This is a genomic window from Leptothoe kymatousa TAU-MAC 1615 (assembly GCF_018739865.1).
GTDB classification, from domain to species: Bacteria; Cyanobacteriota; Cyanobacteriia; order Phormidesmidales; family Phormidesmidaceae; genus Leptothoe; species Leptothoe kymatousa.
This window is the reverse complement of record NZ_JADOER010000009.1, coordinates 207,332-232,791: the sequence shown is the minus strand read 5'-3', so window position 1 is coordinate 232,791 and position 25,460 is coordinate 207,332. Positions and strand designations below refer to the sequence as shown.

At 49.7% G+C, this 25,460-nt stretch carries 14 protein-coding genes; 3 read left to right on the top strand and 11 right to left on the bottom strand.

What is annotated here, in order from left to right; translation table 11 throughout:
* Positions 1-166: 166 nt before the first annotated feature.
* Positions 167-850, top strand: coding sequence for a hypothetical protein (locus tag IXB28_RS10810; protein ID WP_215618594.1), 684 nt, complete (start codon positions 167-169; stop codon positions 848-850).
* A gap of 186 nt (positions 851-1,036) precedes the next feature.
* On the opposite strand, the gene IXB28_RS10805 is transcribed toward IXB28_RS10810, so the two are convergent.
* Positions 1,037-1,234: a hypothetical protein gene (locus IXB28_RS10805; protein WP_215618593.1), complete on the bottom strand. Its 198-nt coding sequence runs from the start codon at positions 1,232-1,234 to the stop codon at positions 1,037-1,039.
* Positions 1,235-1,554: 320 nt separating this feature from the next.
* Between IXB28_RS10805 and IXB28_RS10800 the strand changes: the two genes are divergently transcribed.
* On the top strand, positions 1,555-1,851 hold the full coding sequence (locus IXB28_RS10800; protein ID WP_215618592.1) for an RNA recognition motif domain-containing protein: 297 nt from the start codon (positions 1,555-1,557) through the stop codon (positions 1,849-1,851).
* Between the two features lie 22 nt (positions 1,852-1,873).
* On the opposite strand, the gene IXB28_RS10795 is transcribed toward IXB28_RS10800, so the two are convergent.
* The 9 genes from IXB28_RS10795 to IXB28_RS10755 form a co-directional block, all read right to left on the bottom strand.
* Positions 1,874-2,743 (bottom strand): MBL fold metallo-hydrolase, encoded by an 870-nt coding sequence (locus IXB28_RS10795; RefSeq protein WP_326521011.1) that lies wholly within the window; start codon positions 2,741-2,743, stop codon positions 1,874-1,876.
* A gap of 416 nt (positions 2,744-3,159) precedes the next feature.
* Positions 3,160-3,669 carry an inorganic diphosphatase gene (locus tag IXB28_RS10790; RefSeq protein WP_215618591.1) on the bottom strand — a complete coding sequence of 170 codons (510 nt, stop codon included), beginning with the start codon at positions 3,667-3,669 and terminating at the stop codon, positions 3,160-3,162.
* A 106-nt stretch (positions 3,670-3,775) separates the two neighbouring features.
* A complete protein-coding gene (locus tag IXB28_RS10785) occupies positions 3,776-3,961 on the bottom strand; it encodes a hypothetical protein (RefSeq protein WP_215618590.1) in 186 nt (61 codons plus the stop codon).
* Positions 3,962-4,301: 340 nt separating this feature from the next.
* Positions 4,302-4,694, bottom strand: a complete 393-nt coding sequence (locus tag IXB28_RS10780; RefSeq protein WP_215618589.1) for a resolvase — start codon at positions 4,692-4,694, stop codon at positions 4,302-4,304.
* 207 nt (positions 4,695-4,901) lie between these two features.
* Entirely contained in the window at positions 4,902-9,002 is a 4,101-nt protein-coding gene (locus IXB28_RS10775; protein ID WP_215618588.1) for a response regulator, read from the bottom strand.
* 646 nt (positions 9,003-9,648) lie between these two features.
* On the bottom strand, positions 9,649-11,724 hold the full coding sequence (locus IXB28_RS10770) for an EAL domain-containing protein (protein ID WP_215618587.1): 2,076 nt from the start codon (positions 11,722-11,724) through the stop codon (positions 9,649-9,651).
* 104 nt (positions 11,725-11,828) lie between these two features.
* Entirely contained in the window at positions 11,829-12,257 is a 429-nt protein-coding gene (locus tag IXB28_RS10765; protein ID WP_215618586.1) for a response regulator, read from the bottom strand.
* A 434-nt stretch (positions 12,258-12,691) separates the two neighbouring features.
* Entirely contained in the window at positions 12,692-16,219 is a 3,528-nt protein-coding gene (locus IXB28_RS10760; protein WP_215618585.1) for a PAS domain S-box protein, read from the bottom strand.
* 3 nt (positions 16,220-16,222) lie between these two features.
* Entirely contained in the window at positions 16,223-23,185 is a 6,963-nt protein-coding gene (locus tag IXB28_RS10755; protein ID WP_215618584.1) for an AAA family ATPase, read from the bottom strand.
* Between the two features lie 423 nt (positions 23,186-23,608).
* On the opposite strand from IXB28_RS10755, the gene IXB28_RS10750 reads away from it, so the two are divergent.
* Complete coding sequence (locus tag IXB28_RS10750; RefSeq protein WP_215618583.1) at positions 23,609-24,415, top strand: hypothetical protein; 807 nt, start codon at positions 23,609-23,611, stop codon at positions 24,413-24,415.
* 488 nt (positions 24,416-24,903) lie between these two features.
* On the opposite strand, the gene IXB28_RS10745 is transcribed toward IXB28_RS10750, so the two are convergent.
* On the bottom strand, positions 24,904-25,460 hold a 557-nt coding region (locus tag IXB28_RS10745), incomplete at its 5' end, for a tetratricopeptide repeat protein (RefSeq protein ID WP_215618582.1).

Below are 25,460 nucleotides of genomic sequence, written 5' to 3'. Positions count from 1 at the left end.
TTAAGTAAACAGCAGCCTGGGAAGTCGATTGAAATCAGTTCAAGGTTGTACTAAGAGTTTGATACCTTAGTCACAGATTGAATCAGAGGCAGTATAACGGATGTTGCCCTTCAGTACAGATGAATTATCTTAACAAGCGCGATCTGCGTGCGGTTAATCAATCCAAGTGAGACAGCTACGACAGAACAACCGAGAGCTGGTTGTGCGCTTTTCTAATTGGGGTCGCCCCCATATTGCTGGAGGGGTTACCCATCTGGCCCGCTTGGGTGCCCTGAGTTTGGGGCTAATGGTTTGGCTGGGCTATCGCCAGGCACCGATCATGTGGCTGATTTTTATGGCCTTTGGCATTTTGTTAATTTTGCTAGAGCCCTTTGTGCCTATTTTGTACCCCGAGGTGGCCACCTGCATTTTTAATAAGGCCTCCAACCTGTTTACGGTTGTCCATGAGATTCCCCGGGGCCGCAAACGGCAGCGCCGGTTGAATCAATACCGCTTGAGCCACATTGAGCAGGTGCACGTATACCGGCAGCGGGTGGGGCTGTGGCGGTGGAACTATGTGATGGTGATTCGGCTATCGTCCCCTAAAAATACGCTGATCCATGTTAATGGGTTTTCTGATCAGGTGCTGATTCAAACTGGGCTTAAGCCCATTAAGCTGCTGACTAAAACGGTGAGATACCATCTGTGGCAGCGCACATTGGTGGATTGGTCATTTATTACGGTGCCCCAGGGTATTGCTGCCGATGACATTGGCCGTAGAATTATCGCCCGCAACCCGATGGAACGTTTGGATAAGCACGACCTGAGACGCTTAGCCTATGCGATTGAAACGTTTATTTGGTCGCCTTGAGTGGACCTGCCGCCATAGCCCCAAACTATAGTCCCAAACTATAGCCCCGGCCTAGCCATGGGCTACACCGGGGAGGTACAGGTTATATATTTTGGACGTTGCTAAGGGAAAACGTGGGGCAAGTGTTCTTGCATTAGTCCGTTTGCCATAGCCAACTGCCATAGATAGAAAACGTTGAGAAAACGGTTACTTAAGAAGACGGGTAATGCGGATATCGTATTCGGTGGCCCTAGGATAGTCCTGGCCAGCCTTAGACAGGGCTGAATCGTGGGCGTCGGTACGTCCATTGGCATTAATTTCGTAGCGGGTGGCCATAATGCGGCTGGTGGCATTATTTTTGCCAGCGCACTCTTTTATGTCAACGAACACTTCAAATGTGTGCATGATGGGCTCTCCTTATTCACCAGGTAGCAAGTATTGGTGAATATCCAAGTATGTTGCGTAGATCTGGGATCACTGATGTGCAAGCTGAAAAGACTTGATTAATCTTGGGAGTTCTATACAACTTTCTTGAGAAAGATAAAGCAATGTAGTCGGCCATGGTGGTGGCGTGGCCCCTTAGCAAAACAGATGATTTTTGGTAAGGAAGTGATGAATTCATCAGCATGATCTCATCAGGCCAAAAGCGGTGCGGTATGATATCACCCGAATGAACTGCATTACTGGCGTAGCGCAGTTGGGATATCTATCATTGGAGAATAACCGTGACTATTTACATTGGTAATTTGTCATTCCAAGCCACTGAAGACGATATTAGGGATGTCTTTGTAGAATACGGCGAAGTTGCTCGCATTACGTTACCTGTTGATCGCGAAACCGGGAAGCGGCGCGGGTTTGCCTTTATCAACATGGTTAAAGACGAAGAGGAAGACCTGGCCATTGCCGAACTTGACGGCGCCGAATGGTTGGGGCGCGAACTGCGGGTTAATAAAGCCAAACCCAAAGGCGATGACAATCGTCGGCCCAGTCGGAATAGCAACTTTTCCCGTAACCCTCTCTAATTAAAATTTTGAAGAGCGGTGTCTAGGGCAGCTCTATTACCATCCCTTCACGCACCAAGGACACGGTGGGGGCAATTTTTTGTAGCTTATCTGCCAATGCATCTAGGGTTTCATCGGTTTGGCGAGGGCCGTAGTGCACCAAAACCAACTGCTTAACCTGGGCAGCCTGGGCTAGCTCAATGGCAGTTTGCCACGGCGGTGTAGATGATTGGGACGTAATCTGATGGCACATGTCAACGTAGGTGCCATCGTATATTAATAAATCGGCCTGATGGGCGAGAAATAGCAGGTTCTCGTTCATCTGCTCATGGTTCGTATCGGTGGCGTAGACCACTGATTTATTGCCATGGCGCAAACAATAGCCCAAGGCGTTTCTGCCGCCACTTAAGCCAATGGGTTCAATTGTCACATCTCCTAGGCGGATGGTATCCCCGGGCAAAATGTTGTGAAATGCCAGGGATGCCTGCATGGTTTGCAGGGGCACCGAAAACCCTGGCTGCAGCATCTGGGTGGACAAACATTGCTTAATGGAGGCTCCGTTGGTGGCGGTGCCGCCATAGATATGAAACTGATTACCCGGTTCGAAGGCAGGCCAGAAAAAGGGTACGCCTTGAATGCGGTCCCATTGGGTATGGGTAAAAAATAGGTGGCCTTCTACTGGGCCAGGAATCTGGCAAAGGGTTTCCCCTAGGGCCCGCAGGCCGGTGCCCCCATCAAAAATAAATCGCTGCTGGTCTGCTAAAACTTCGACGCAGACGGTATTGCCGCCGTAGGCTGATGTGGCCGCCCCGGGTATTGGGATACTGCCACGCACCCCCCAAAACTTTACTGCGAGGCTTAATTGGGACTTGTGTACATCTTGATTGCCCAGCATAGAGGCCGTTGCATTCACAGCGTGTAGGTCCAAATTGCACGCACTTTCATAGTCGGCTGCCCTCACCCCGATTAGAACTCACTACGTTTTGTATGCCCAAAGTATTGAAGTAGATGCAATAGCAGATGCAATAAAACCACAGTTGAATCGACTTATTGCAAGTCTTTCAACTGTGGACTCTAGGGACACATTTTATACGTTGATGTGCCCGTAGGATACTTATAGCTTGGCGCCCATAGTTCAAGGCATAGATGATCCCTGGAAGCTTTAGCTAACAACTATGGGCGCAGCCAACTGCTGGATGCATCCAGCAGTTGGCCATAACTTAAGCCATGGTCAATTTGTGGAAATGTCTGCAGCACGAGCTAAGGGCTCGTGCCCTAAACCTACCAAAATCAACAATCTTTGGCATTCACGGAAAAGTGACGAACCGCTTACTTGGCAGCGGCGATGCACTGTTCAACTAGGGGCTGAACCGTTTCTACACCTTTCCAGCCAAGAATTTCAGTTACCTTTTTCTCTAGATTTTTGTAAGTCTTAAAGAATTCTGCAATTTCATCTAAACGATGAGATGCAATATCATCTAAGGATTTTACGTTTACATAACGAGGATCTTCAGCAGGAACACATAAGATTTTTTCGTCGCGATCGCCACCATCGATCATTTCAAGCATACCGATGGGACGAGCGGCAATAACGCACCCAGGAAATGTAGGCTCATCCATTAGCACCATGCCATCAAGGGGATCGCCATCATCCGCCAAGGTGTTGGGCACAAACCCATAGTCATAGGGATACTGAACGGATGAAAACAGAACGCGATCTAGAGCAAACGCATTCAGATCCTTATCAAACTCATACTTATTCTTGCTGCCGCCGGGGATTTCGATCAGCACATTGATCACTCCTGGCTTAGGTTGAGCAGGAATACGAGATAAATCCACAATACTTCTCCAACTACTGATAACTAGTCGAGTTATACCCATTTATGGCATAACCCGATAGCATTTTAGGAGAAAAGCGCCCCGGCACCCATGGTCAACGAATATCTTATTCGTTAGTTTGTATAGCAGAGTAGGGCAAACCGCCCAGGCGTTCGAGATTGGGTGAAGAGAAGTAGGCCACCGTGAAGAGTGGCAAGGTCAATGTTGCTAGAGCGATGACTGTACCCAAAAACTGCACCAGAGGACTATGGTGAGGTTCGGAATTGGACTCTAACTGACTGGCGGATTCCATGCTAGAAGATGTTCAAAAATCAATTAAAAAGAAATTGCGCCAATATGGGAGGCGCCCATGCCTAAATTTAAAGTCTTAGTAACCCTAAGGTGGTCTGTTCATAGAAAAGTGGGTTTCGAAGGGTATGGAACATCCACGGGGGTAAACATCAAATAATCTGCAGTAAAATCCGGACCGGCAGGCAAGATTTGCCAATACTTTTCCTATGCTTCAAGGTTAACACTGCTTTGGGAATCTGGCCCAATCAAGTGCAACATGTATGGACTAACTGACGTTACTTGAGCTGAAGTTGTTTCAAGTTCAGTTGATAAATAGGGCGATTAACTGGGGCTTTGGGCGGTTAACGGTCCTGTTCAATCAGTTCTCGAATGACTTTGAGCTCTGCTAAAACTTGACGCAAAAGTTGATGGGTGACCGTTTCGGTGGGTTGATTCACCTCGATGGTGACTTGCTTAATGCCTAAAACATCCTGGGCAAAACGAGCCACTTCATTGGGATGAAACATTAATGGGTCTTCTTTGTGCTGCCTTGTTTCTGGATTTAGCTGCTTGGGCTCAAAGGGGGGATTTAGAATTAGGGCATCGGTATTGGCATAGCGATAAACCGATGCCCGCGACCGATTGAGCACTTTTTGTACAGCTTCCACCGTCATTAGATTTTGGACATCGGTGGCTGCATCTACGGCATTGATCGCCGTAGTAATTCCATCCAGGGTGTTAGCTAAATCGGACATGGAGGCAACTGATCTTTGTTTATAGCTAGACACACTTTACTCAGATTGAAGCTCAAGTCAATACTTAGCTGTCTATTGTTAAGACATTATGCTGAACTTGACGGTGAACCAGGCGGGAATTGGGACGTCGGAATTGGGGCAGGGTGAGATCGCTAAATAGCACTATTGCCGACAAAGACTGTGCCCGGCGGCGCTGCCCCGGCGGCCCTAAATGTTGGTTTGGGTCAACTGTTGTAGTTCCTTTTCAATGGCGGCAAACTGTTGATCGATCGAAGCCAACGTTTCATGGGTATTGAGGGTATCTAAGGTATTGCTTCTGCCAACGGTTTCTAAGTGTGAACAAAGTTTGGAAAATTGCAGCGCCCCGATCATTTGACTGCTGGACTTGAGGGTATGGCCGGCATATTCCAGATCCTTGGCGGAGTTGTTTTTTATGCCGTTCACCATGATTTCCACTAGTTTTGGAGATTCTTTCATATAGAGGCTGATGATCTCCTTAATGTTTTCCGGCGTATTGCCACCGATGATCTCCAGGGTTTGCTTGAGGCCGTCAATGTCAATTGCTGGGGAAGCCTTGGCTGGCTGGGGCGACTTTTGTTTCCTCGATTTATGGGCGGTCTTTTTTTTGCGAGGTTTGGCACTCGAACGGGTGGGCTCTGGTTTGGGCGGTGTTACGGTCTCTGCCGGCGGCGTGTTCCCTTGACGGCTGGGGCACTGTTGGAGGGCAAGGGCCAACTTTTCTAGGTCTACGGGTTTGCTGATGTAGCTATCCATGCCAGCCTTTAGGCACCGTTCTCGATCGCCCTGCATGGCATTGGCGGTCATGGCAATGATCCGGGGTTGAGCCTTGGCGGGGAATATTTGGCGAATTTTCTGTGTGGCGGTGATGCCATCCATTTCGGGCATTTGCATATCCATGAGCACCACGTCATAAACCTGACGTTCTAGGGCCTCAATGGCTTCTAGGCCATTGCCAACAATGTCGGCTCTATAGCTAATGCGTTTGAGCTGTTGGGTGGCTAGCTTTTGGTTGATGCTGTTATCTTCGGCTAGTAAGATGCGCAGGGGATGTTTTTCTCCCTGGTGGGCATCTAATTCGGTGCTTTGGGCGGAGACTTTTCTGACGGTAACCCGCTGCCCCCCTAGGAGGGTGTTGAGGGCATTAAACAGCTGTATGTGTTTGATCGGCTTGTGGAGCAGCACCTCAAACTCTTGATCGAGCATGTCTTGGGATAACTCTCCTCGGCCAATGGATGTGAGCATAACCAGGGGGAGCGCTTCGTAGTCAGGTAGCCGATGAATTGCTTGGGCTAAGCTGAAGCCGTCCATCTTGGGCATTTGCATATCCAAAATGGCTAGGTCAAACACGGGCCCCTGATCGAGTAAATCTAATGCGGCCTGGCCAGAGTTAACGATGGTGGGCACCATCCCCCAGGTTTCGGCCTGGATGTTGAGGATTTTGCAGTTGGTCAGATTATCGTCCACTATGAGCAGCCGTTTGCCAGCCAAGAGGGAGCTGTCCAGGTCAAGTTCTTCTTCATCCTCTGCGGCAGCGGGCACAACGATGGTGAAGTGAAATGTGGTGCCCACGCCCACTTCACTTTCTACCCACATGCGGCCGCCCATTTGCTCAGTCAGCTGTTTGCAAATCACCAGGCCCAGCCCGGTACCTCCATATTGTCGGGTAACGGAAGAGTCCACCTGGCTAAAGGCCTTAAAGAGGCGGTTCATTTTTTCGGGGGGAATGCCGATACCCGTATCCCTGACGATAAAGTGAAGCTCATGTTGATTGTCTGAGGGGGATGTCTCAGAGTCTTCCGAGATGACTTCGATCACCACTTCTCCGGTGTCGGTAAACTTAATGGCGTTACCGAGCAAGTTGACTAAAATTTGTCGGAGCCGGGTGATGTCTCCGACCACGAGGCGAGGGATGGTGGGCTCAATTTGATACGCCAGCTCTAATGACTTTTCGGCCGCCTTGGGGGCCAGCAGATCTAGGGCCTCTTCCACACAGTTGCGGAGGCGGAATGGAATGGATTCTAATTCTAGTTTGCCGGATTCAATTTTGGAGAAGTCGAGAATATCGTTGATGATGGTGAGCAGGGCATCACCGCTGCTGCGAATGGTTTCGACAAAGTCGCGCTGCTCATCGGAGAGGGTGGTGTCTAAGAGAATACCGGTCATGCCAATGACGGCATTCATGGGGGTGCGGATTTCGTGGCTCATGGTCGCGAGAAAGTCCCCCTTGGCCTGGGTGCCGGCGACGGCTTCGTCCCGAGCATGGGCCAGTTCAATGGCGGTTTGTTCCCGCTCAATGGCGCCGCCAATCCACTGGGCCATGAGGCGCAGTAGCTCTTTGTCCACGGCTTTGAAGGTGTTGTCAATGGCGTGGCGACTGGCAAAGCTGAGGGTGCCGTATACGTCACCATTGACGACGACTGGAACGCCAATGTAGGCTTCGTACTTAAATGCTTGGTAGCAGGGATGGTTGTTCCAGCGAGTGTTACCGACCTTGGTGATGTATATGGGGCGGTTCAGCCTGATAACTTCTGCGCAAAACTGTTGTTTGAGTTGATACAGGGTGCCCTGGGTGGTCACACTGTCGGACAGTTGGGAGGCGATCACTTCATATTGTTCGCCGTCTATTTTGGCTAGGGTGCCGATTTCTAGGTTGAATTGTTGTCGCCCCATCACTAATAGTTCTTGGATGGAGTCTGTGAAGCTTAGGTGGCGAGAGGCGGTGACTTCGTACAGGGCACGGATGGTGGTTTCACTTTCTCGCAATGTGCGCTCAATGGTCTGGCGTTCGGCAATTTCTCGCTGGCTCTGTTCGTAGAGCTGGGCTTGGTAAGCTGCGATCGCAACCTGATTAGATAGCTGTAGCAGTAAATTCACCTCGTCCTCTTGCCACGGCCTTGGGCACTGGCAGTGGTGGGCCACCAGCAGGCCCCACAGATCATCCCCCCGCACAATGGGGACAATTAGCGTAGCCACCACCTGTAGCTCTGCCAAAAACTTTGTATAGCAAGGGTCTAAATCCGCCGTGTAGATATTATCAACAACGGTGGTTTGCCCTGCTAAATAGCGCTGGGCCTGTTCCTGCCCAAAACATCGATCCTTTACCGATGCCCCCAACAGCGCGTTCAAATCTGGGCCGACCGATTCAGCCACAACGGTACCGTCCCAGGTGACCTTATCATCGAAGCGATATACCAGCACCCGATCGGTTTTGAGAAATTTACGAACTTCTAAAACAGTAATATCCAGGCTCTCTTGGAGCACTAAGGACTGACGAATCTGTAAAGAGATAGAGCCAATCAGTTTTTCCTTCTCAATTTGTTGTTTAAGGGCGACCTCTGCCTCTAACCGATCGGTAATATCATTGATGGTACCCGCAATCCCAATCACCTCAGTTTCAATGATGGGATAGGTATGCAGCTCAACCTGGCGAAAATTACCATGCTTGGTCAACAGTTTAACCGTGGCCGTATTGGCGGTCATTTCACCCCGCATTAAAGAGGCTAAAATCGCGTCTATTTGGGCGCGATCGTCCGGGTGAATGTAGTTAATCAGGGGCCGGTCTAAACTCTCATCCACCGTAAACCCCGTGATGGAGCGCCAAGCTGGATTAAGAATACTCCAGTCACCCTGACGATCGATTTGAAAGATAACCTCTTTTACCGTAGCAATCAGATCATGGTACTTTTGCTCGCTACTCTGTAGGGATTGGGCCGATTCTTGATGCTGCAGGGTTAACCCCAAATGGAGCATGGCGGGCATCATGGCCATCAGCTGTGGATTTTCGGGCCTGACTGCACAGCTATAAAACACCAGCACCGCCTGTACCGTGTCGGCCATAATGATGGGAATGGCCAAAGCGGTACGCAGATTAGCGTCCTTAGCAATTTTAAACCTGGCATAGGTCTCTGGCGTCAGGGTGGCAATATCCTCAATCCATTCAGGTTTCTGACTCACCCATACACGTCCGGGTAAGCCTTCTCCGTGCTTAAATTGAAACCCCAGGCTTTCCTTGCGAAAGGATTGGATATGGGTGGCCTCGTGCCCATAGGACACTGAGCTACACACCAAGGTTTGACCATTGGCATGGGGCACCCAAACCTCGCCAAAATCCCAGTCAGTGGTTTGACATCCCTGGGATAGCACATCTGACAAAAACTGCGCAAAAATACCGGATTGTTGTGTCGACTCAGGTATCGATGCTAGACCTGCCCCATTCGTATCTTTAGTTTTTGGATTGTGGTTCAGCGAATCTACTTTTTCGGGCAGTGCCGTAGCGGATGAAGTCATTTGGGTTACAGAATATTGCATGTAACATTGGTCGGATTGTTGAAACCCATCGGTATTCCCATAAACCTCAGAATTCCAAGTGAACCAGACGTTCGATCGATATCGAAGGGGGTAGGCTTCGACAGTAAGCTCAGCCCACATCCACCAAGGAATGCCCCTGCAGGATGGCCCCTTTTGATGAACCGGGCTGACTGAATTTAGATTTGGCAAGTAGGTGAACTGAATCTTTTGTAAGATACAACCAAGCTGTTAAACTGCTTGGGTTTTGCCCCCAAGCCCCAATTTTGGGGGCTTTGAGTCTGGCGTCCCCCAGAATATAGCCCAAGGGGCATTCAAGAAAGGGGGACGGGAGGGGGCCTCGATATCTGAAAATTAATTAGGATCACCTACTTACTAGGGCTGGTTAAAAATTAAAATCATGGTCTTTTTCCTTAAAAGCATGGCTTAACAAGCCTTTTCGGATTAATCCGTGAATTAGTTTCTTAGCAGCTCCTTAGATACCAGTAAAGTTTGAACTAATGTTTTAGTACCCGTTTTGATGGACCAACCAACAGGCCGTGATGAAAAGCCGCTGCCAATGTAGGGAATGAACCCCAAAATGCCAGAAATTCTCCCATAGCGAGGAGGGGCATTGCCTGCAATGGGGTTAAACCACAAAACTATTGTTCTGACATAGTTGTTTTTCCACAGCTTCAACGGTTAAAGGGGGGGCAAACAAATAACCTTGGCCAAACTCACAGCCTAGCTTTTTTAATGCCTGCAATTGTTCTGGGGTTTCAATCCCTTCGGCCACAGCCGTCAAGCCAAGGTGTTTACTCAAGGCCAAAATTGTACTGACCACCTCATAATTGCTGTTATTGGCATGCATTTGGCTGACAAATGAGCGATCGATTTTAAGCGAATGCACCGGTAAACGGTGGAGATAGTTCAGAGACGAATACCCTGTGCCAAAATCGTCAATACTGATGCGGATTTGTTTAGCCGCCAATTGGCTAAGTAGTTCCGTCGTTTGTTCAATATCTTCGATTAGGATACTTTCAGTAATTTCAATCGTAATTGCACTGCCTGCTAAATTAGCCTCACTTAAGATGGCATCTAAGTCCTGCAATAGGGTGGACTTACGCAGGTCCTGGACAGAGAAGTTAATACTTATTCTAAGCTCGTCGCTATGGTTAACCTGGCTTTTCCAACGGGCAATCTGTTGACAGGCTTGATAAAAAACCCAATGGTCAATGGACGTGATTAACCCCGTTTCTTCGGCAATAGGGACAAAATCATCAGGATCAATGGTGCCCCGTTGGGGATGATGCCAACGGATGAGGGTTTCAAACCCAATAATTTGTTGATTTTGTAGGTTAATAATGGGTTGATATCGCAGGCCAAATTCTTGATGCTTAATGGCTTTACGGAGATCTGTCTCTAACGTGAGGCGGTTCATGGCTTGGGTATGCATGGCCGCGTTAAAAAATTGGTATGAATTATTGCTTTGTTTCTTGGCACGATACATGGCAATGTCTGCATCGCGAATTAGATCAACCGCTCGGCCATATTTGGGGGAGCCCAACACAATGCCAATGCTAAAACTAGTAAAAATTTCGTAGCCATCGATGTGCAAAGGGGTTTGGCTGTCTGCAAGAATGCGCTCGGTGATTTTAACAACTTCGTCGGTGTTGTTAATCTCTTCTAGTAAAACAACAAACTCATCTCCCCCGAGTCTGGCCACTAAGTCAATGGTGCGTAGATGACGCTGTAGTTGTTGAGAAACGGCGATTAACAATTGATCGCCCACCACATGGCCCAGGCTATCGTTAACAACTTTGAAGCGATCTAGGTCTAGAAAAAGAACGGCGTAACGATAACTTTGCAGTCGTTTAGCACGATTAACCGCTAGGTCTAGACGTTCGGTAAGGAGGGAACGATTGGGCAAATTGGTCAGCGGATCGTGGAGGGCATTGTATAGGAGTAAGTCTTGGGCCTGTTTCAGGGCACTGATATCGCGGCACACACGAATCAATAAATTGTCTTTAGTTAAGCTTAAAGACAGGCCTTCGGCAAAGGTGGTGCCATCCTGACGGATTGAGACCGCTTCTCCCCGCCAAAGTCGATCCTGTTCTAACTTGGGAAAAATATCTTGCTCAAAGCGTTTAATTTGTTCTGGAGAATACAGCGTTTTCCAACTTTTCCCAATTAATTCTTCGGAAGCGCTATAGCCAAATAGCGTCAGGTGGGAGCGGTTTATGTAAATAAAGACACCATTTTGAACGATGCCAATGCCATCGGTGGCGGCTTCAATGGCGGCAAGTTGGCGACTAACGGCTATTTCGGCCTGCTTCCGTTCAGCCCGATTTTTAGCATCCCTTAATTCTCTACGTACGGCTTCAGGCAGCCGAGCCAGGCTATCCTTCATGACATAGTCATGGGCCCCAGATTTCATCATCTCTACCGCCAGTTGCTCACCAATGGAGCCTGCGACCACAATAAAAGGAAGGTCAATGCAGAGGTTTTTGACTATTGCCAGGGCAACTGGAGCACTGAAATTAGGTAGGGTGTAGTCGGATATGATGATATCCCAGGGATGGCTTTTCAGTAGTGGCTCTAGTTCCTGCGCCGTTTCTACCCGTTTCCACTTGGGTGAAAACCCATTGCGACGAAGTTCCCTAATGACCAGCAACGTATCATCTTCTGAATCTTCAATCACTAATACATTAAGGGGCTCACTCATGCCTGTATGGTCTCTAGAACATTTTTGAAGAAGATAATCTAGTCTAAATGATTAGCTAATACATTATTAAATGTTCTAAATTTAATTCTCAATGTAATGGGTATCTATTCTAGTAAAGGCTCATTTATCACTGCCCAATATAAACCCAATTGGTAAACGGCATCGGTAAATTGCTGAAAGTCAACAGGTTTCCTTACATAACTATTGGCACCCAAATTGTAACTTTCGACAATGTCGCGCTGCTCATTGGACGATGTCAAAATGACAATGGGCAAGAGGCGAGTTCGTTCGTGGGCCCGCAGACGTTGTAAAACTTCTAGGCCGTCAACCTTGGGTAGTTTCAAGTCCAGCAGCACAACGCTAGGTAGCGGATCAGCCACTAGTAAAAGGGTTAATGCCTCTTCTCCATCTCGTGCCACTTGAATCGGATTCGTAATGTGTCCTTGTCTTAGGGCGCGCAGGGTTAAGCGTTCATCATCGGGATTATCTTCAACCAAGAAAATAGAACGAGTGGATATCTGTTTGTCAGACATTGATGTACCTGTGAAATAAGGAAGTCTAAGCAAGTCTTTTGCGGAAGATGGCCGTTTCTTCTAAAAAATGACTTTCAAGAGTCTTTTTTCTCTTGTTCTATACTACTGGCTCAAAATATCCGCATTTCGGGCTATACCTTAATTGAAAATGGTTTTCCTCTATTGCTCCAGGGCTTGCCCCACGACCAAGTTCAAGGGTGAATGAGGCTATTGTTGGCGTGTATTAGCTGATCAATATTACAATGGGGATAGCAGGTAAGTGGAGTCTTGTGCTTGATTATCCGCACATCTGCTGATTTTATGCTTTGTCACCTAATGCTTTGCAAGATTTTGTTATCTTTGTGGACATATGTTAAAGAGTGACTATGCAGTGGACTGTGGCTTAATACGCCACCACAGTTAAAAACAAACGCTGCCTAGAAACTGAGCGCACCTTAAGAGAATTTTAAATCTGATTCATTTTTTCCCCTAGTCCATAGAGGCTGTTCTGATGGATTTGGAATGGTGAAGAAAAACGTGGCCCCTTGCTCGACGCCGGCATCTGCCCATACCTGGCCACCATGGCGATGGATTGCGCGCTGAACCGTTGCTAGGCCAATGCCCGTGCCTGAAAATTCCTCCACGCTGTGTAACCGTTGGAACACGCCAAAGAGTTTGTGACTGTAGGCCATATCAAAGCCAGCGCCGTCATCTTTGACAAAATAGACGGGGGTTGGAAAGTCTTGAGCTTCCGCAGCTAGGATGCCAAATTCAATGCGGGCCGTAGGATGATGGTGGGTAAACTTCCAGGCATTTTGTAGGAGGTTCATTAATACCACCTGCATCAGTGCGGTATCTGCAAAAACCTGCAATCCAGGGGTGACGCTAATGTCTACCTGACGTTCGGGCTCAGTTTTTTGTAGATCATGCAGTACCTCTTGGGCCAGGGTACTCAAATCCACCGTATTGTAGGATAGCTCGGACCGCGATACCCGGGAGAGCCGCAATAGATCGTCGATTAAATCGCCCATGCGGTTGGTGTTGGCTCGAATGCGCTCAAAAAAGTATTGGCCTTCTTCATCAAACAAATCGCCATAGTCTTCTAGCAGTGCTTGGCTAAACCCATTAATGGCGCGCAACGGTGCCCGTAGGTCGTGGGATATGGAGTAAGCAAATGCTTCTAATTCGTTGTTCGATGTTTCTAATTGAGCCATGGACTGGCGCAGTTTTTCTTCGGCTTGTTTGCGATCGCTAATATCCCTCGTAATGCAGTGGAAGATGATCTCGTCTTGATATTTAATCGGTGTTAGGGTGATTTCTGCCCAAAAAATTTCTTGGTCGGAACGCTGATGCACCCACTCAAACCGGAAACAACACCGTTGTATGGCTTCTTCAATCATAAATTTCACCTTGGTGCTAGAACGTTGACCGTCGGGCTGTCGTTCCGGTGAGATTTGCAATGGGTTCAGGGCTAATAGCTCCGCTTTGCTCGGGTACCGCAGCAGCTCTACAGCGGCCTGGTTGCAGTCGATAAATCCCTGCTGTTCTCCCAGCAAAAAGACGGCATCGGCTGACTGATCAAACAGGGTTTTGAGCCGATCTTCTGACGCGGTTAGTTGTGCGGTGCGATCGCGAACACGCCGCTCCAATTCACGATTGAGCTGCTCCATGGCGTGTTCTGCCCGTTGACGTTCCAACTCAGCCGCCGCCCGGGCCGCAAACACCTGGAGAATCTGCAATGAGTGCTCGGCATTGGCGATGAGCTGGCGGGAAAAAATGCAAAGCGTTCCCAGGGATTTACCTTGACGATTCTTGAGCGCCACCCCCATGTAGCTTTCCACCCCCATGGGGGCCAGCCTTGGGTTTTGGGGAAAGCAAGCGATGACATCGCGCTCACAGTGATAGGCCCCCAGGCGAATAGCAATGGCGCAGGTGGTGCCCTCTATATCCACAATCTCAGTGGGGAGATGTTGGCCATCTCCCCAGGCGGCCACAAAGTTTAATTTAGTATCGTCCACCAGTTCGGTGACAAAGGCATGGGACGCATGGAGGGCTTCAGCGATGTGGCAAACCAGAGCATTAAAAAAGTCAGGACCGGTTAACGCCGCCGTCCCTGCGATGAGATTTTGCAGGGCATTTTCCGCCCGTTGTCGTTCCAGTTCGGCGGCGGCGCGGGCTGCAAATACCTGCAGGATTTGCTCGGCATGGACTGGATCCGACAAAATCTGTCGGTGAAAAATCGCCAGCAGCCCCATGGCCTTGCCCTGGCGATCCTTAAGCGCAACGCCAAGATAGCTGCGCGCGCCCATTTGGGCAAGTTTGGCACAGGTTTGGCAGGGTGTTAATTCGCAATAGTAGGTTTCATGTTTATACACTTCCGCAGAGGGTGTATTAAGCAGCGGCAAGGACTGAGGGGGCATCAGCTTGCCATCTGCATAGTAGGCAAGGGGGATTTCCTCATCCCCGAGGCGCTCTGCCATCAATGCGTGGGATACCCCCAGTGCTTCAGTCAGGTAGCGCACCAGGACGGGAAAGAAATCTGCCTTGGCCGTAATAGCCGAGCCCGCCACCAGGTTTTGTAGTGCCTTTTCGATGCGCTGACGTTCTAATTCCGCCGCCGCTCGGCTACCAAAAATATTAAGAATCTGCTGGGCTCGTTCAGGATTTTGGAAAGGTTGGCGATCAAAAATACACAGGCTACCGAGCACCTGACCCTGGCGGTCCCGTAGGGCCACCCCTAAATAGCTGTCCATCCCCCTAGCGCGATGGGGATGGTTGGGAAAGTGTTGGGAAAGACCCTGGAGACATTGGTACGAGTAGTCGGTTGCCAGCTTGACACAAGGCGTATCCGATAGGGCGTAGGTAAAATTGGGCTGCAGTTCGCCATCCATCATAAAGGCTAAACTTTGCAACTCTTGATCCACAAATTGAGTCACCAATGCGATGGAAACTTCGAGGGCGGAACTGATGTGTTGAACCAGGGCAGGAAAAAAGTCCTTGCCAGTGATTGCCGCGGTGCCCGCCACTAGGGTTTGCAGCCGTTGTTCACTTTCTTGGAGGGCGATGGTCCGTTCATCGACCCGCTGTTCGAGGGTTTGGGAATAATTCTCTAATTTTTGATTGGCCTGTTTAAGCTTTGCATTTACCCTAAACAGTTCTTGAAATAACTGTTCCCGTTCGGTTTCTATATGTTTGCGATCGCTAATGTCCTCGACACAGGACCAAATAAATTGTTCTCCACCCTGGTCAATCAGAATGCCCGACAGCCGGACAGGCACTAGATGGCCATCCCGATGGAGATAGTCTTTTTCATAGGGACCATACCGTCCCATTTTTTTTAGGTTTTCGAGTTGTAAACGGTCATCATGGGCATAGGTTTGAGGCGTAATATCCCCGATCGTAAGCGTTAACGTTTCGCCAATGGTGCGCCCTAAAATTGCCGCATAGGCCGCATTCACATCCACCAAGGAACCGTCCATACGACATAGGACAAGACCAATGGGGGACAGGTCAAACAGGGTTCGCTGGCGAACTTCTAACGCTTGTAGTGCAGTGGTGCGTTCGACCACCTGTTGCTCTAATGTTTGGGTTAAACCGTGGAGTTTTAAGTGGTTTTTTACCCGGGCCAACAGTTCTACTGAGTGCACGGGTTTAGTCATAAAATCGACGGCCCCTAGGGAGAATCCGGCTGTTATTTTCTCCGTATCGGTAAATGCCGTCAGAAAAATAATTGGAATATGGGCGGTATCAGCATTGGCCTTAATGCGTCGACAGGTTTCAAACCCGTCCATAGCTGGCATGTGCACATCTAGTAGCACCAGATCGGGCAGCTTCATTTGCAGCACGGTTAGGGCTTGTGCACCGCTGGTTGCGGTGAGAACGTCATATCCCGCAGAGGAGAGCGTTGCCAAGATCAGCTTTAAATTGCTGGGGGTGTCGTCTACGACTAAGATCCTATGGCTGCCAGCATAATGGTATTTCATACGTTAGTTTTGTCGTACATTAAAGAAGAAAGTTGCCCCCATTTCCACGGCGGCTTCTGCCCAAATTTGGCCTCCATGGCGATGAATAGCGCGTCTGACCGAAGCCAGACCAATGCCAGTGCCCGAAAATTCCTTAACACTATGTAACCGTTGGAACACGCCAAAGAGTTTGTGACTGTAGGTCATATCGAACCCAGCGCCATCATCTTTGACAAAATAAACAGCGTTGGGACAGTCTGGCAGCTGGGGGGGGAGCACCCCAAATTCGATGCGGGCGGTGGCATGGTGGCTGGTAAACTTCCAAGCATTTTGGAGGAGGTTCATCAACACCACTTGCATCAGGGACGCGTCGGCCAAAACCGTTAACCCGGGCGTGATAACAATATCGACCTGGCGGTCAGGATCCGAGGCCTGTAAATCATGGAGTGCCTCTTGGGCAAAGGCGCTCAGATCAAAGGTGGTGTAGCTCAATTCAGAGCGAGATAACCGCGAGAGCTGTAGCAAATCATCGATTAGCGTGCCCATGCGGGTGGCGTTGGTCTGAATGCGATTGAAATAGTCCTGGGCTATGTCATCGAACAGGGGGCCATAGTCTTCGAGCAATGCTTGGCTAAAGCCATTGATGGCTCGCAGCGGTGCCCGTAAATCGTGGGAGATGGAATAGGCAAAGGATTCTAACTCATTGTTTGAGGCTTCTAGCTGGGCCATGGTTTGGCGAATTTTTTCTTCCGCCTGTCTGCGATCGCTAATATCAATGACCACCCCATCCCAAACAACATCACCATTTTCTAATTGTCCTGGCCGAGCAATCTGCTGGATCCACCGCAGCCCTTTTTGGGGCAAAATCAGGCGATGCTCACTGATTAAGGGGCTAAGGTTTTCCGCTGATCGTTGCATGGCCGCTCGCACCTGGGGAATATCATCGGGGTGGGTTCTTGCCCACAGGGGATGATCGCTTCCGTTGATAATGGCTTGGGGCTCCAGTTCAAAAATCTCTTGAATCTGGGAGCTGGCATAGAGAATATGACAGCTCCCGTCTAGATGTAGAACGCAGCGATAAATCATCCCTGGGATGTTTTCTGTGATCCGCTTAAATTGAGCTTGGCTCTCTTCTAAGGCTTGTTCGGCCGCTTTGCGATCGGTGATATCCAGGGTCAGGCCGTCCCAGATAATAGCCCCGTTATCCAGCAGTTCTGGCCGAGCAATGGCTTGAATCCACCGCAGCCCCTTTTCTGGCAGCATCAGCCGATGTTCCACCTTCAGCGGTTGCAGGGTTCTGGCAGATTCCGCAGATATTGCCTGGGTGTGCATCCGATCGTCAGGGTGGATTCTCTCCTGGAGATGGGAGATATCTTGGAGCACCACATCGGGCTCAAGTTCATAGATATCTCGAACCTGGGAACTAACATAGCTGAGCCCACAGCTACCATCGGGGTGGAGTACATAGCGATAAATCATCCCCGGGACATTTTCAGTGATGCGCCGGAAGCGGGCCTGGCTATCGTGGAGGGCCTGATCCGAGGCTTTGCGATCGCTAATATCTCGCAAAATTGTGGAAAAGTATTTTACGTCCCCGTTATCTGATTTGTGGGCAATAATCACCTGGGAGGTGGGAATCTCTTCACCGGTTTGGGTGAGCAGTGCCGTTTCCCCCCGCCAGGTGCCGTGTTGAATGGCGGCGGGCAATCCCTCTGCTCGAACGAGGTCGTAGGCCCATTGGGGATATAAATGCGAAATCTGCACCTCTTCTTCAAAGATTTTTAAATCGGGGCGCAGGTTTCTAAACGGCTGATTTTGCCACAGAATAACTCCTTGGGGCGGCCGACAAATGCCCACAAAATCCGGTGTTGCTTGGAGTATCTGGATCAGTCGTTCCTGTTCTTGTTCAAGCTTTTTGCGATCGCTAATATCTCGACAGATGCAAATCACTTTGCCATCGTCCAACCGAAACAATCGACTCTCCTTAAAAAACAAGCTGCCGTCCTTGCGTATGGCTGTAAATTCTCCACTCCAAGATCCAGTTCCCATGCACTCAGATATGGCAGTTTCAATCAGCCGCGTTTCTTCTTCCGAAGGGTGTAAATTTCCCCAGTTTGTGTTCAGCAGCTCCTCAGGAAGATAGCCAAAAAGGTCCGCAAACGCCTGATTCAAATAAATCAAAATATCATTTTCAAGAATCGCAATGCCATCAATGGAAGATTCAATAACTTTAGATTTTAGGGCCAAGGATTGTTCCAAAACCTGGGCATTTTTTAGGCCGATGGCAACTTGGGAAAATAGAAAGTTCAGGGTAATGATCCGCGCAGACGAGATTAACCCCCGATTGTTTGACGAGTCCAAATATAAAACGCCAGTCAGCTGATCTTGGGTCACCAGGGGAGCACAGAGAAAACTTTTGGGGCTACGGTTAATCAAATAGGCATCAACCATGGGAAAAGTATGGTCCAGCTGGTCTGAATAGATCAGTTCCCGTGTGTTTTTAACGTAGTTTATAAGCTTTGAGGGGGCGTTAATCTGCGAAGGTTCCTGCGCTTTATAGATATCCACCGTATCAGGCGTGGCAACCAGCCTGATGTCCCAATGGTCTTCGCCATTGGGTAAGGCCAAAATTAGGCGATCGCCGCCAGAGTTTTGCAAAATGACATGGCTCAACTTTTCCAGCAGATCATCCAGCTGAATCGTCTCTGTGAGGGTTTGGGCCGCCTTTAAAACCGAGCTAAAATCAAAGGCTTGGTTAAGCCCATCAGGAATGCCGCTGGCAACCCGAGAAGAATAGTTTGAAACTTGTGGAGAAACAAGATTGGCTAAGGTTTCGAGTGGGTTGATCACAACCCTCGACGACTGAATTAGTTGGGGGTACCGCTGTTCTAAATCGCTTGTTTTTGCATGGGCCCCCCACTCGCCATAGCAAGTGTAGGCAGCCTGGAGGTATGGGGCGGCAATTTTTTCCTTGCCCCAGGCCAAATAAAATTTACCGGCTAACTCATTTGCCAAGGCTTCATCCTGAAGATAGCCATGGGCTTTTGCCCCAGCAATGGCGCGATCATAGGCTTCCAAAGCAGCCAGGCGATCGCCGTCCAGTCGATGGCTCTCTGCCCACAGCAGGTCGCACTTATGCTGATAATAATGGGGATTGTGGGTGGCCCATAGTTGCAATTTCTCTTTGCCCACGGCCACCCAATGTTCTAACTGAGCGATATCAATGGATGCCGCCCGGGGAGACTCCAGCAACAGCGCTAGACAGGTTAATGCCCCTGTCCAAAAGAGTAGGGATGTGTAGATGGTGCCAATACCAATTCTCGCCAATTGGTAGGCTTGTTGCTGACAGTGCCAGGCCTCGTCATAGGCCTGGAATAGGTAACAGACCACTGATTTATTCACATAAAACCCCCAAAGCCCAAGCAGGTCTTGCTTCTTTTCCAGTTGAGCGATGTCCACTGTTGTATCCAGTGCTTGCATCCCCTGACTGACGTCAAAGGCAGGGTTCATCAGGGATAAAACCACCTGATGTAGCATTCGGTTATAACTGAGGGCAACATCTTGCCGAATGCGGGCAAGGCCCTGGTTGAACTGCTGAATTTCGGAATCCAATGGGGCCAGTCTATGGCCAGCAAGATAGGCGTGGGTGCAGTACGAGCAGGCGCTGTAGCCGACGTAAACTAAATCCCCTGTTTCTAACCCTACGGCGTAAGCTTGCTGAAGCGGGGCTAAGGTGGTTTCAACGGGCTGCTTCCAGTGAAACAGTAAGGTATTCAGCACCCAAATAATATGGCTGTCGTGGACGATGGTGTCAAAGTGTTCCCGCAGTTCTAAGGAGGCCTGACCAAACTGATAGCCAGTTTCAACATCCCCCAGGAGATTGCAGTTTAAAATGCCGTAGCGGGAGTAACCAAAGATAGACTCTGGCGTATTGCCATGGATCAAGGACAGTTGCACCATTTTCAGCCCAATGAGCACATACAGATTGGGGGTTTTCGTATAGGCTGAAGCCCCCACTTTGATCAGTAAGCACAGTATGGCTTGGGTATAGGCAGAGGAACTCAGGGGCAACCGCAACACATCCTGGGCGGAGCGTCTTGCCAACAATCGTCGGGTTTCATGTAAATAGGCCTTAATGTCGTTTTCAGTGGGCTGGTGGGGAAACGTAACCTCCAAGGATTCCAGGATTTGTAATCCCAGCGTCATTGCCTCCGGGAATTTGCCTTGAATGGTTCTAGATTCCACCTTAAATTCATAGGCTTTAGCCACATCCAATGTCTCTTTTGCCCGCTGTTCTATTAGCTGGGTAAAGGCATCTATTTCTGCCCATTTCCCTTGCAGATAGGCGGTTTCAACGGAGATATTGTAGATATCCAGGGTGAGCCCATAGTGGGTTTGCCAACTGTGGGCAGACAACAGCTCACGACAAACCTGCAAACAGTCATTGGCCGTGCCATAGGCCGTATTAGAAAGGGCCTGCTTTGCCGCTTGCAAATTTAACTGAATCAACGTTTGCCGTTCAGCGGCATCCACAACCAGCCGGCGGCCCAAATTTAACTGACCAACAATATCAAAAAGACGTTCCGCCCTTAGTGCTAAGGGGGTACCGTGCAGCCAACGTCTGCCAATTTCCAGATGTATCTGCTGGGTTTGTTGGTCTGAAATCAAATGGTAGGCAGCTTGTTGCACCCGATCATGTAAAAAGCGATAGGGAATTGTAAAATCGGATAATCCCGTTGTTTTTTGCGGTTGCGCAAAAGAGTTTTTGGAAAAACTATCAGTGCCACGCAGTTGGGCCACAGAGTTTTGGGAAAAACTATCAGCGCCGCTCTGTTGGACCACAGAGTTTTGGGAAAAACTATCAGCGCCGCTCTGTTGGACCACAGAGTTTTGGGAAAGATTTTCAGCGCCGCTTTCAGCGCCATTTGCCGCTGGCCGATCAGCATTAGCCTTTCCCTGGAAAAATCTATAGGTATTACTTTCCGGGATGATCAGTCCGGCCTGGAGCACCTGCCACAGTTCAAGGGCACTTTGCTCCTGACTGTTTCCACACACCACCGCTAGGGTGGACAGGTCAAACTGATTGCCAATGCAGGCTGCAATTTGTAAGACCCGTTGGGTGGCCGTGGGTAGAGTTTGCAAACGTTCTACCATGTACCCTACGACATCATCGGTCAGGGCTAATTGTTGCACCTGGGTCAGGTCGCACTGCCAATGGCCTTGGTTTGCATTAAAGGTGACGTAGCCATCGTTATGTAGGCCGGTTAAAAACTGAATGGTAAAAAAGGGATTGCCTTGGGCTTTTTGGTAAACAAACTGGGTTAAGGGTTCAGTAATCGTCGGTGTACACAACAGCGTATCGGCCACCAGTTGATTAATGTGGTGGGGAGATAGGGGCGTCAACGTTAACGGTTGTACGGGGGCCTGCTGTTGGGCCATCTCATTTAGGGCCAGCTGCAATGGATGGCCCGCCAGCACTTCGTTATCTCGATAGGCGCCAATTACCAAAAGATATTCCGTGGTTAAATTCGCCTTCGCAACCAGTAATTGGAGCAGGTTTAAGGACGCGAGATCGGCCCATTGCAAATCGTCGAGAAAAATAACTAGGGGATGCTCTGCGGTGGCAAAGAGCTGTACAAATCTTTCAAATACGAGATTAAATCGGTTTTGGGCGGCCCTTCCCGATAGGTGCGGTGCGGGAGGTTGCGGGCCGATGATGCATTCCAGTTCGGGGATGACGTCCAACAGCACCTGACCATTGATGCCGACGGCGTGTAGAATTTTGTCTTTCCAGGTTGCTAATGTGTGATCCGATTCGCCCAGTAGCTGCCCCACCAATCCACGGAAGGCCTGCACAAATGCAGAGAAAGGAATGTTGCGATTGAATTGGTCAAATTTTCCTTCGATAAAGTAGCCGCGCTGTTGGGTAATGGGTTTGTGGATCTCGTTGACTACGGCGGTTTTGCCCACACCGGAGTATCCGGTCACGGTTAACAGTTCTGCACTTCCCTGGGTCACCCGCTCAAAGGCAGCCATCAGCACCTGAACGTCGGCGCTACGTCCGTAAAGTTTTTCGGGAATAAGGAAGCGATCGCACCGATCCTTTGTGCCCACCTCAAATTCGGCAATCGTCCCCGTCGTCTGCCACTGCTCCCCACAGGTTTGCCAATCATGGAGCAGCCCCAGGGCACTTTGGTATCGGTCTTCTGCATTCTTAGCCATTAGCTTCAACACAATGGCCGATAGCTGGGGGGGCAGCTGCGGGTTGAGGTGATGGAGGGGGGCGGGGGGTTTGGCAAGGTGGCTATGGATCAGCTCCATGGGATCCTCCACCTGGAACGGCAGCACCCCGGAGAACAATTCGTATAGCGTGACCCCAAGGCCATAGAAATCGACCCGGTAATCAATGCCCCGATTCATGCGCCCGGTTTGTTCCGGGGCAATGTAGGCCAGGGTGCCTTCCAAGCTATGGGGGGATTGCAGATCCTGGCTTTCTTTGGGCAGCAGCGAGGCGAGGCCAAAGTCGGTTAGCCAGATTTGGTGGGTATGGGGGTGAATCAGAATATTGGCGGGGTTGATGTCTTTATGCACCACCCGATGCTGGCCGAGGCCATGGAGAATGGTGGCCAGCTGCAGCCCAATGGATAACCGTTGCGCAACGCTCAGGGGCGCGTAGTTTTGCCCGTACTCCTTTAGTGAAACACCCCCCACATCTTCCATGACCAGGGCATAGCCACGGTGCCACGGTTTTAGGGCCAGGGGTTTGACGATGCCGGCAATGGGTAAGTTGTTGGCAATGGTGAATTGGTTTCGAAAATGGAGCAGTTCGCTGAAACTGGGTTGGGGCGATCGCAACAGTTTGATCACCACGGATTGGCCATCTGCGGCTACGGCCCGATACACAAGGGTGCGACTACCTTGGTATAGCGTTTCGGTGAGGGTGTAGCCGGACAAAAATGGCAGTGGTTGATCCGTGATCGATGACATAGCAGTGACTGCCTAACTTTAGGTAACAGGGAACGGCTGGTTTTGTATATGGACTGCCCATGATGGTATCTAAACTTGGACCATCGGGAGCCGTCCTATACAAATCTCGCACCAAGACTTAGAACCCCGTAATGTAGCCTGTTTTCCACCCCGCATTGCCTGGGTGGTTATTTTTTTTGTGCTCCCCCCGAGTTCCCGCCATTTCTCCTCACTCTTCACTCCTCACTCTTTACCCTTCACCCTTCACTCACCCCATTATTTTAAGTCTCAAGTTAAGATTCTAACTCCCAATATAAGTCTTGAAAAGAGGTAGATAATCTCATGGTAAGACATAAAGCTTAGGCTGTGAATTTGGTTAGATCGCCATGGTCATTTGCTAATTTTGTCGATGATTCGTAAGGTCTACCGTATTTAGATGGGGCTATGGCAATTCTTAGTGCGCAGGATTTACAGCGGGCGAAGACGCTGATCTTTGAAAAGGGTCGCCTATTGGAGCGAACGCTGTATGGCTATATGTTTGAGTCGGGCGATCGCAACTTATGTTTGAAGGCGCTATTGGCCTATCAAAATGCGGATGGGGGCTTTGGTAATGGTCTAGAGCCGGATGTATTATGTCCGGCGAGTACGCCCATTGGTGCGGAGTCGGCTTTGTTTGTTTTGGATATGTTGGACTATGACGCGCCGGAGGTGATCGGTCCCTTGTTGGGTTGGTTGGAGGCGCATCAGCTGGAGTCGGGGGAGATTGACTATCCACCGGCCACCCTGGCGGACTATCCCCATCAGCCATGGTGGAATAAGCCGGATTGCGATCGCATTTTGGTTTTGGCTAGTCTGTTGAGCCAATGGCAGCCTGAACGGCCCAATTTGTTTGCCAAGGCGCAGCAATATTATGAGCAATCTGGGCCAGGGGAGGCGTTTAGTTTTTATAGCTATCCGGTGTTTGCGTATTTGGCCCGCTGTGGCCTAGATGAGAAAACGTTTCAGGGGATGGTGCAACAGCTACCGTCAATTTTGCAGGAGAATGCGGATCATTTTCCGTTGTTTGGTCGCTATTGGTATCACTTGAAAGACTTTGTGGCGCAGGATGTGTTAGACCAGGCGGCGGAGTCGGTGGCGATGGCGATCCGTGAGGATGGGGGGATTGTGCGGCTGTATGTGGATTTGCCTTGGTGGCAGTCGATTTTTACGTTGGATAGTTTGATGTTGTTAAAGCGGTCTGCATATTTGTAAGGGGTGATGGATGGCGTAAGTTATTGGTCGTTTGTAAAACCAGCTGCGTGGGGTCCCGCCGAGTTCCCTTTTCGGAAGTATGGGTCGATAGGCCATGGTTTTGTGTGGTGGTTGATCGGTGATCTGGAGGTGGATCTGTGGATCGTTTGGGGAAAGGCTGTGGTTTGTGGGTTTAATCGCCTGGTGGCAGGGGGTTGAGGTACAGTCTAGGGGCGCTGGGATGGGGCTGGTGGGCTCAGAAAGTAGGGGGCTTATTTTTAGTCCATTTTTAGTCCAGCGTTGAATTAGTCGTCTGTCAAAGCATTTTTGGTAGGAGTTGCAGGGTTTTGATTAACTGCGTTATACGCAACTAATCAAAGGTTTTCTCTGAGCCTATGCAGACATCCGATACCTCATCCCCTCCTGGGAGGGGCGAAGGGGTGGGTTGACCTTTTGCGCTAGTTATCGAAACCCACCCCGCCTTGCAGGCACCCCTCCCGAGAGGGGATTTAGTCGGCATCTTGCTCAGTGTTTGGAGTCTCAATGGCTTTGAGTTTCGCAATAAAGTCGTCCAGCCTTGCGGGCGGTGTTGGGCATTGGCTTAGAACATCAGCATCAATCAGGACCGCATCGATAGCTTTTGGTCGCACCTCAGTTTGCAAAATCTGGTCAAGTTGTTGAAATGCGGTTTCGGTATGACCTAATGCCAGGGTGTAGAGGGCCTTGTGGAGATTGTCCCAGTCGTCATCTTCAAATAAGGGCAGGGCCGTTTGCCATGCGATGTGGGCTTGGTCGATTTGGTTTTGTAGGGCATGGGTTAGGCCCACTTCGGTAAAGGAATAGGCGCTTTCGGGGCTGAGTTCGGCTAGTTTTTTGTAGGCTGAGAGGGCTTTGTCGTATTGTTTTTGCTCGCGGTATAGGTTGCCTAATTGGGTGTGAGCATAGGTATATTGGGGATCGATTTTTAGCCCATCGTTAAAAGCTGTAATTGCCTCATCGTGACGCTTCAGGTCACTGTAAGCAATGCCTAAATTGTTGTAAGCCGTCGCATATTCTGGGTTCAGCT

What these genes read in the sequence shown, in the direction of transcription:
- IXB28_RS10805 (WP_215618593.1), bottom strand. Translation starts at nt 1,234, where the DNA reads ATGCACACATTTGAAGTGTTCGTTGACATAAAAGAGTGCGCTGGCAAA.
- IXB28_RS10785 (WP_215618590.1), bottom strand. Translation starts at nt 3,961, where the DNA reads ATGGAATCCGCCAGTCAGTTAGAGTCCAATTCCGAACCTCACCATAGT.
- IXB28_RS10780 (WP_215618589.1), bottom strand. Translation starts at nt 4,694, where the DNA reads ATGTCCGATTTAGCTAACACCCTGGATGGAATTACTACGGCGATCAAT.
- IXB28_RS10775 (WP_215618588.1), bottom strand. Translation starts at nt 9,002, where the DNA reads ATGACTTCATCCGCTACGGCACTGCCCGAAAAAGTAGATTCGCTGAAC.
- IXB28_RS10770 (WP_215618587.1), bottom strand. Translation starts at nt 11,724, where the DNA reads ATGAGTGAGCCCCTTAATGTATTAGTGATTGAAGATTCAGAAGATGAT.
- IXB28_RS10765 (WP_215618586.1), bottom strand. Translation starts at nt 12,257, where the DNA reads ATGTCTGACAAACAGATATCCACTCGTTCTATTTTCTTGGTTGAAGAT.
- IXB28_RS10760 (WP_215618585.1), bottom strand. Translation starts at nt 16,219, where the DNA reads ATGAAATACCATTATGCTGGCAGCCATAGGATCTTAGTCGTAGACGAC.
- IXB28_RS10755 (WP_215618584.1), bottom strand. Translation starts at nt 23,185, where the DNA reads ATGTCATCGATCACGGATCAACCACTGCCATTTTTGTCCGGCTACACC.
- IXB28_RS10750 (WP_215618583.1), top strand. Translation starts at nt 23,609, where the DNA reads ATGGCAATTCTTAGTGCGCAGGATTTACAGCGGGCGAAGACGCTGATC.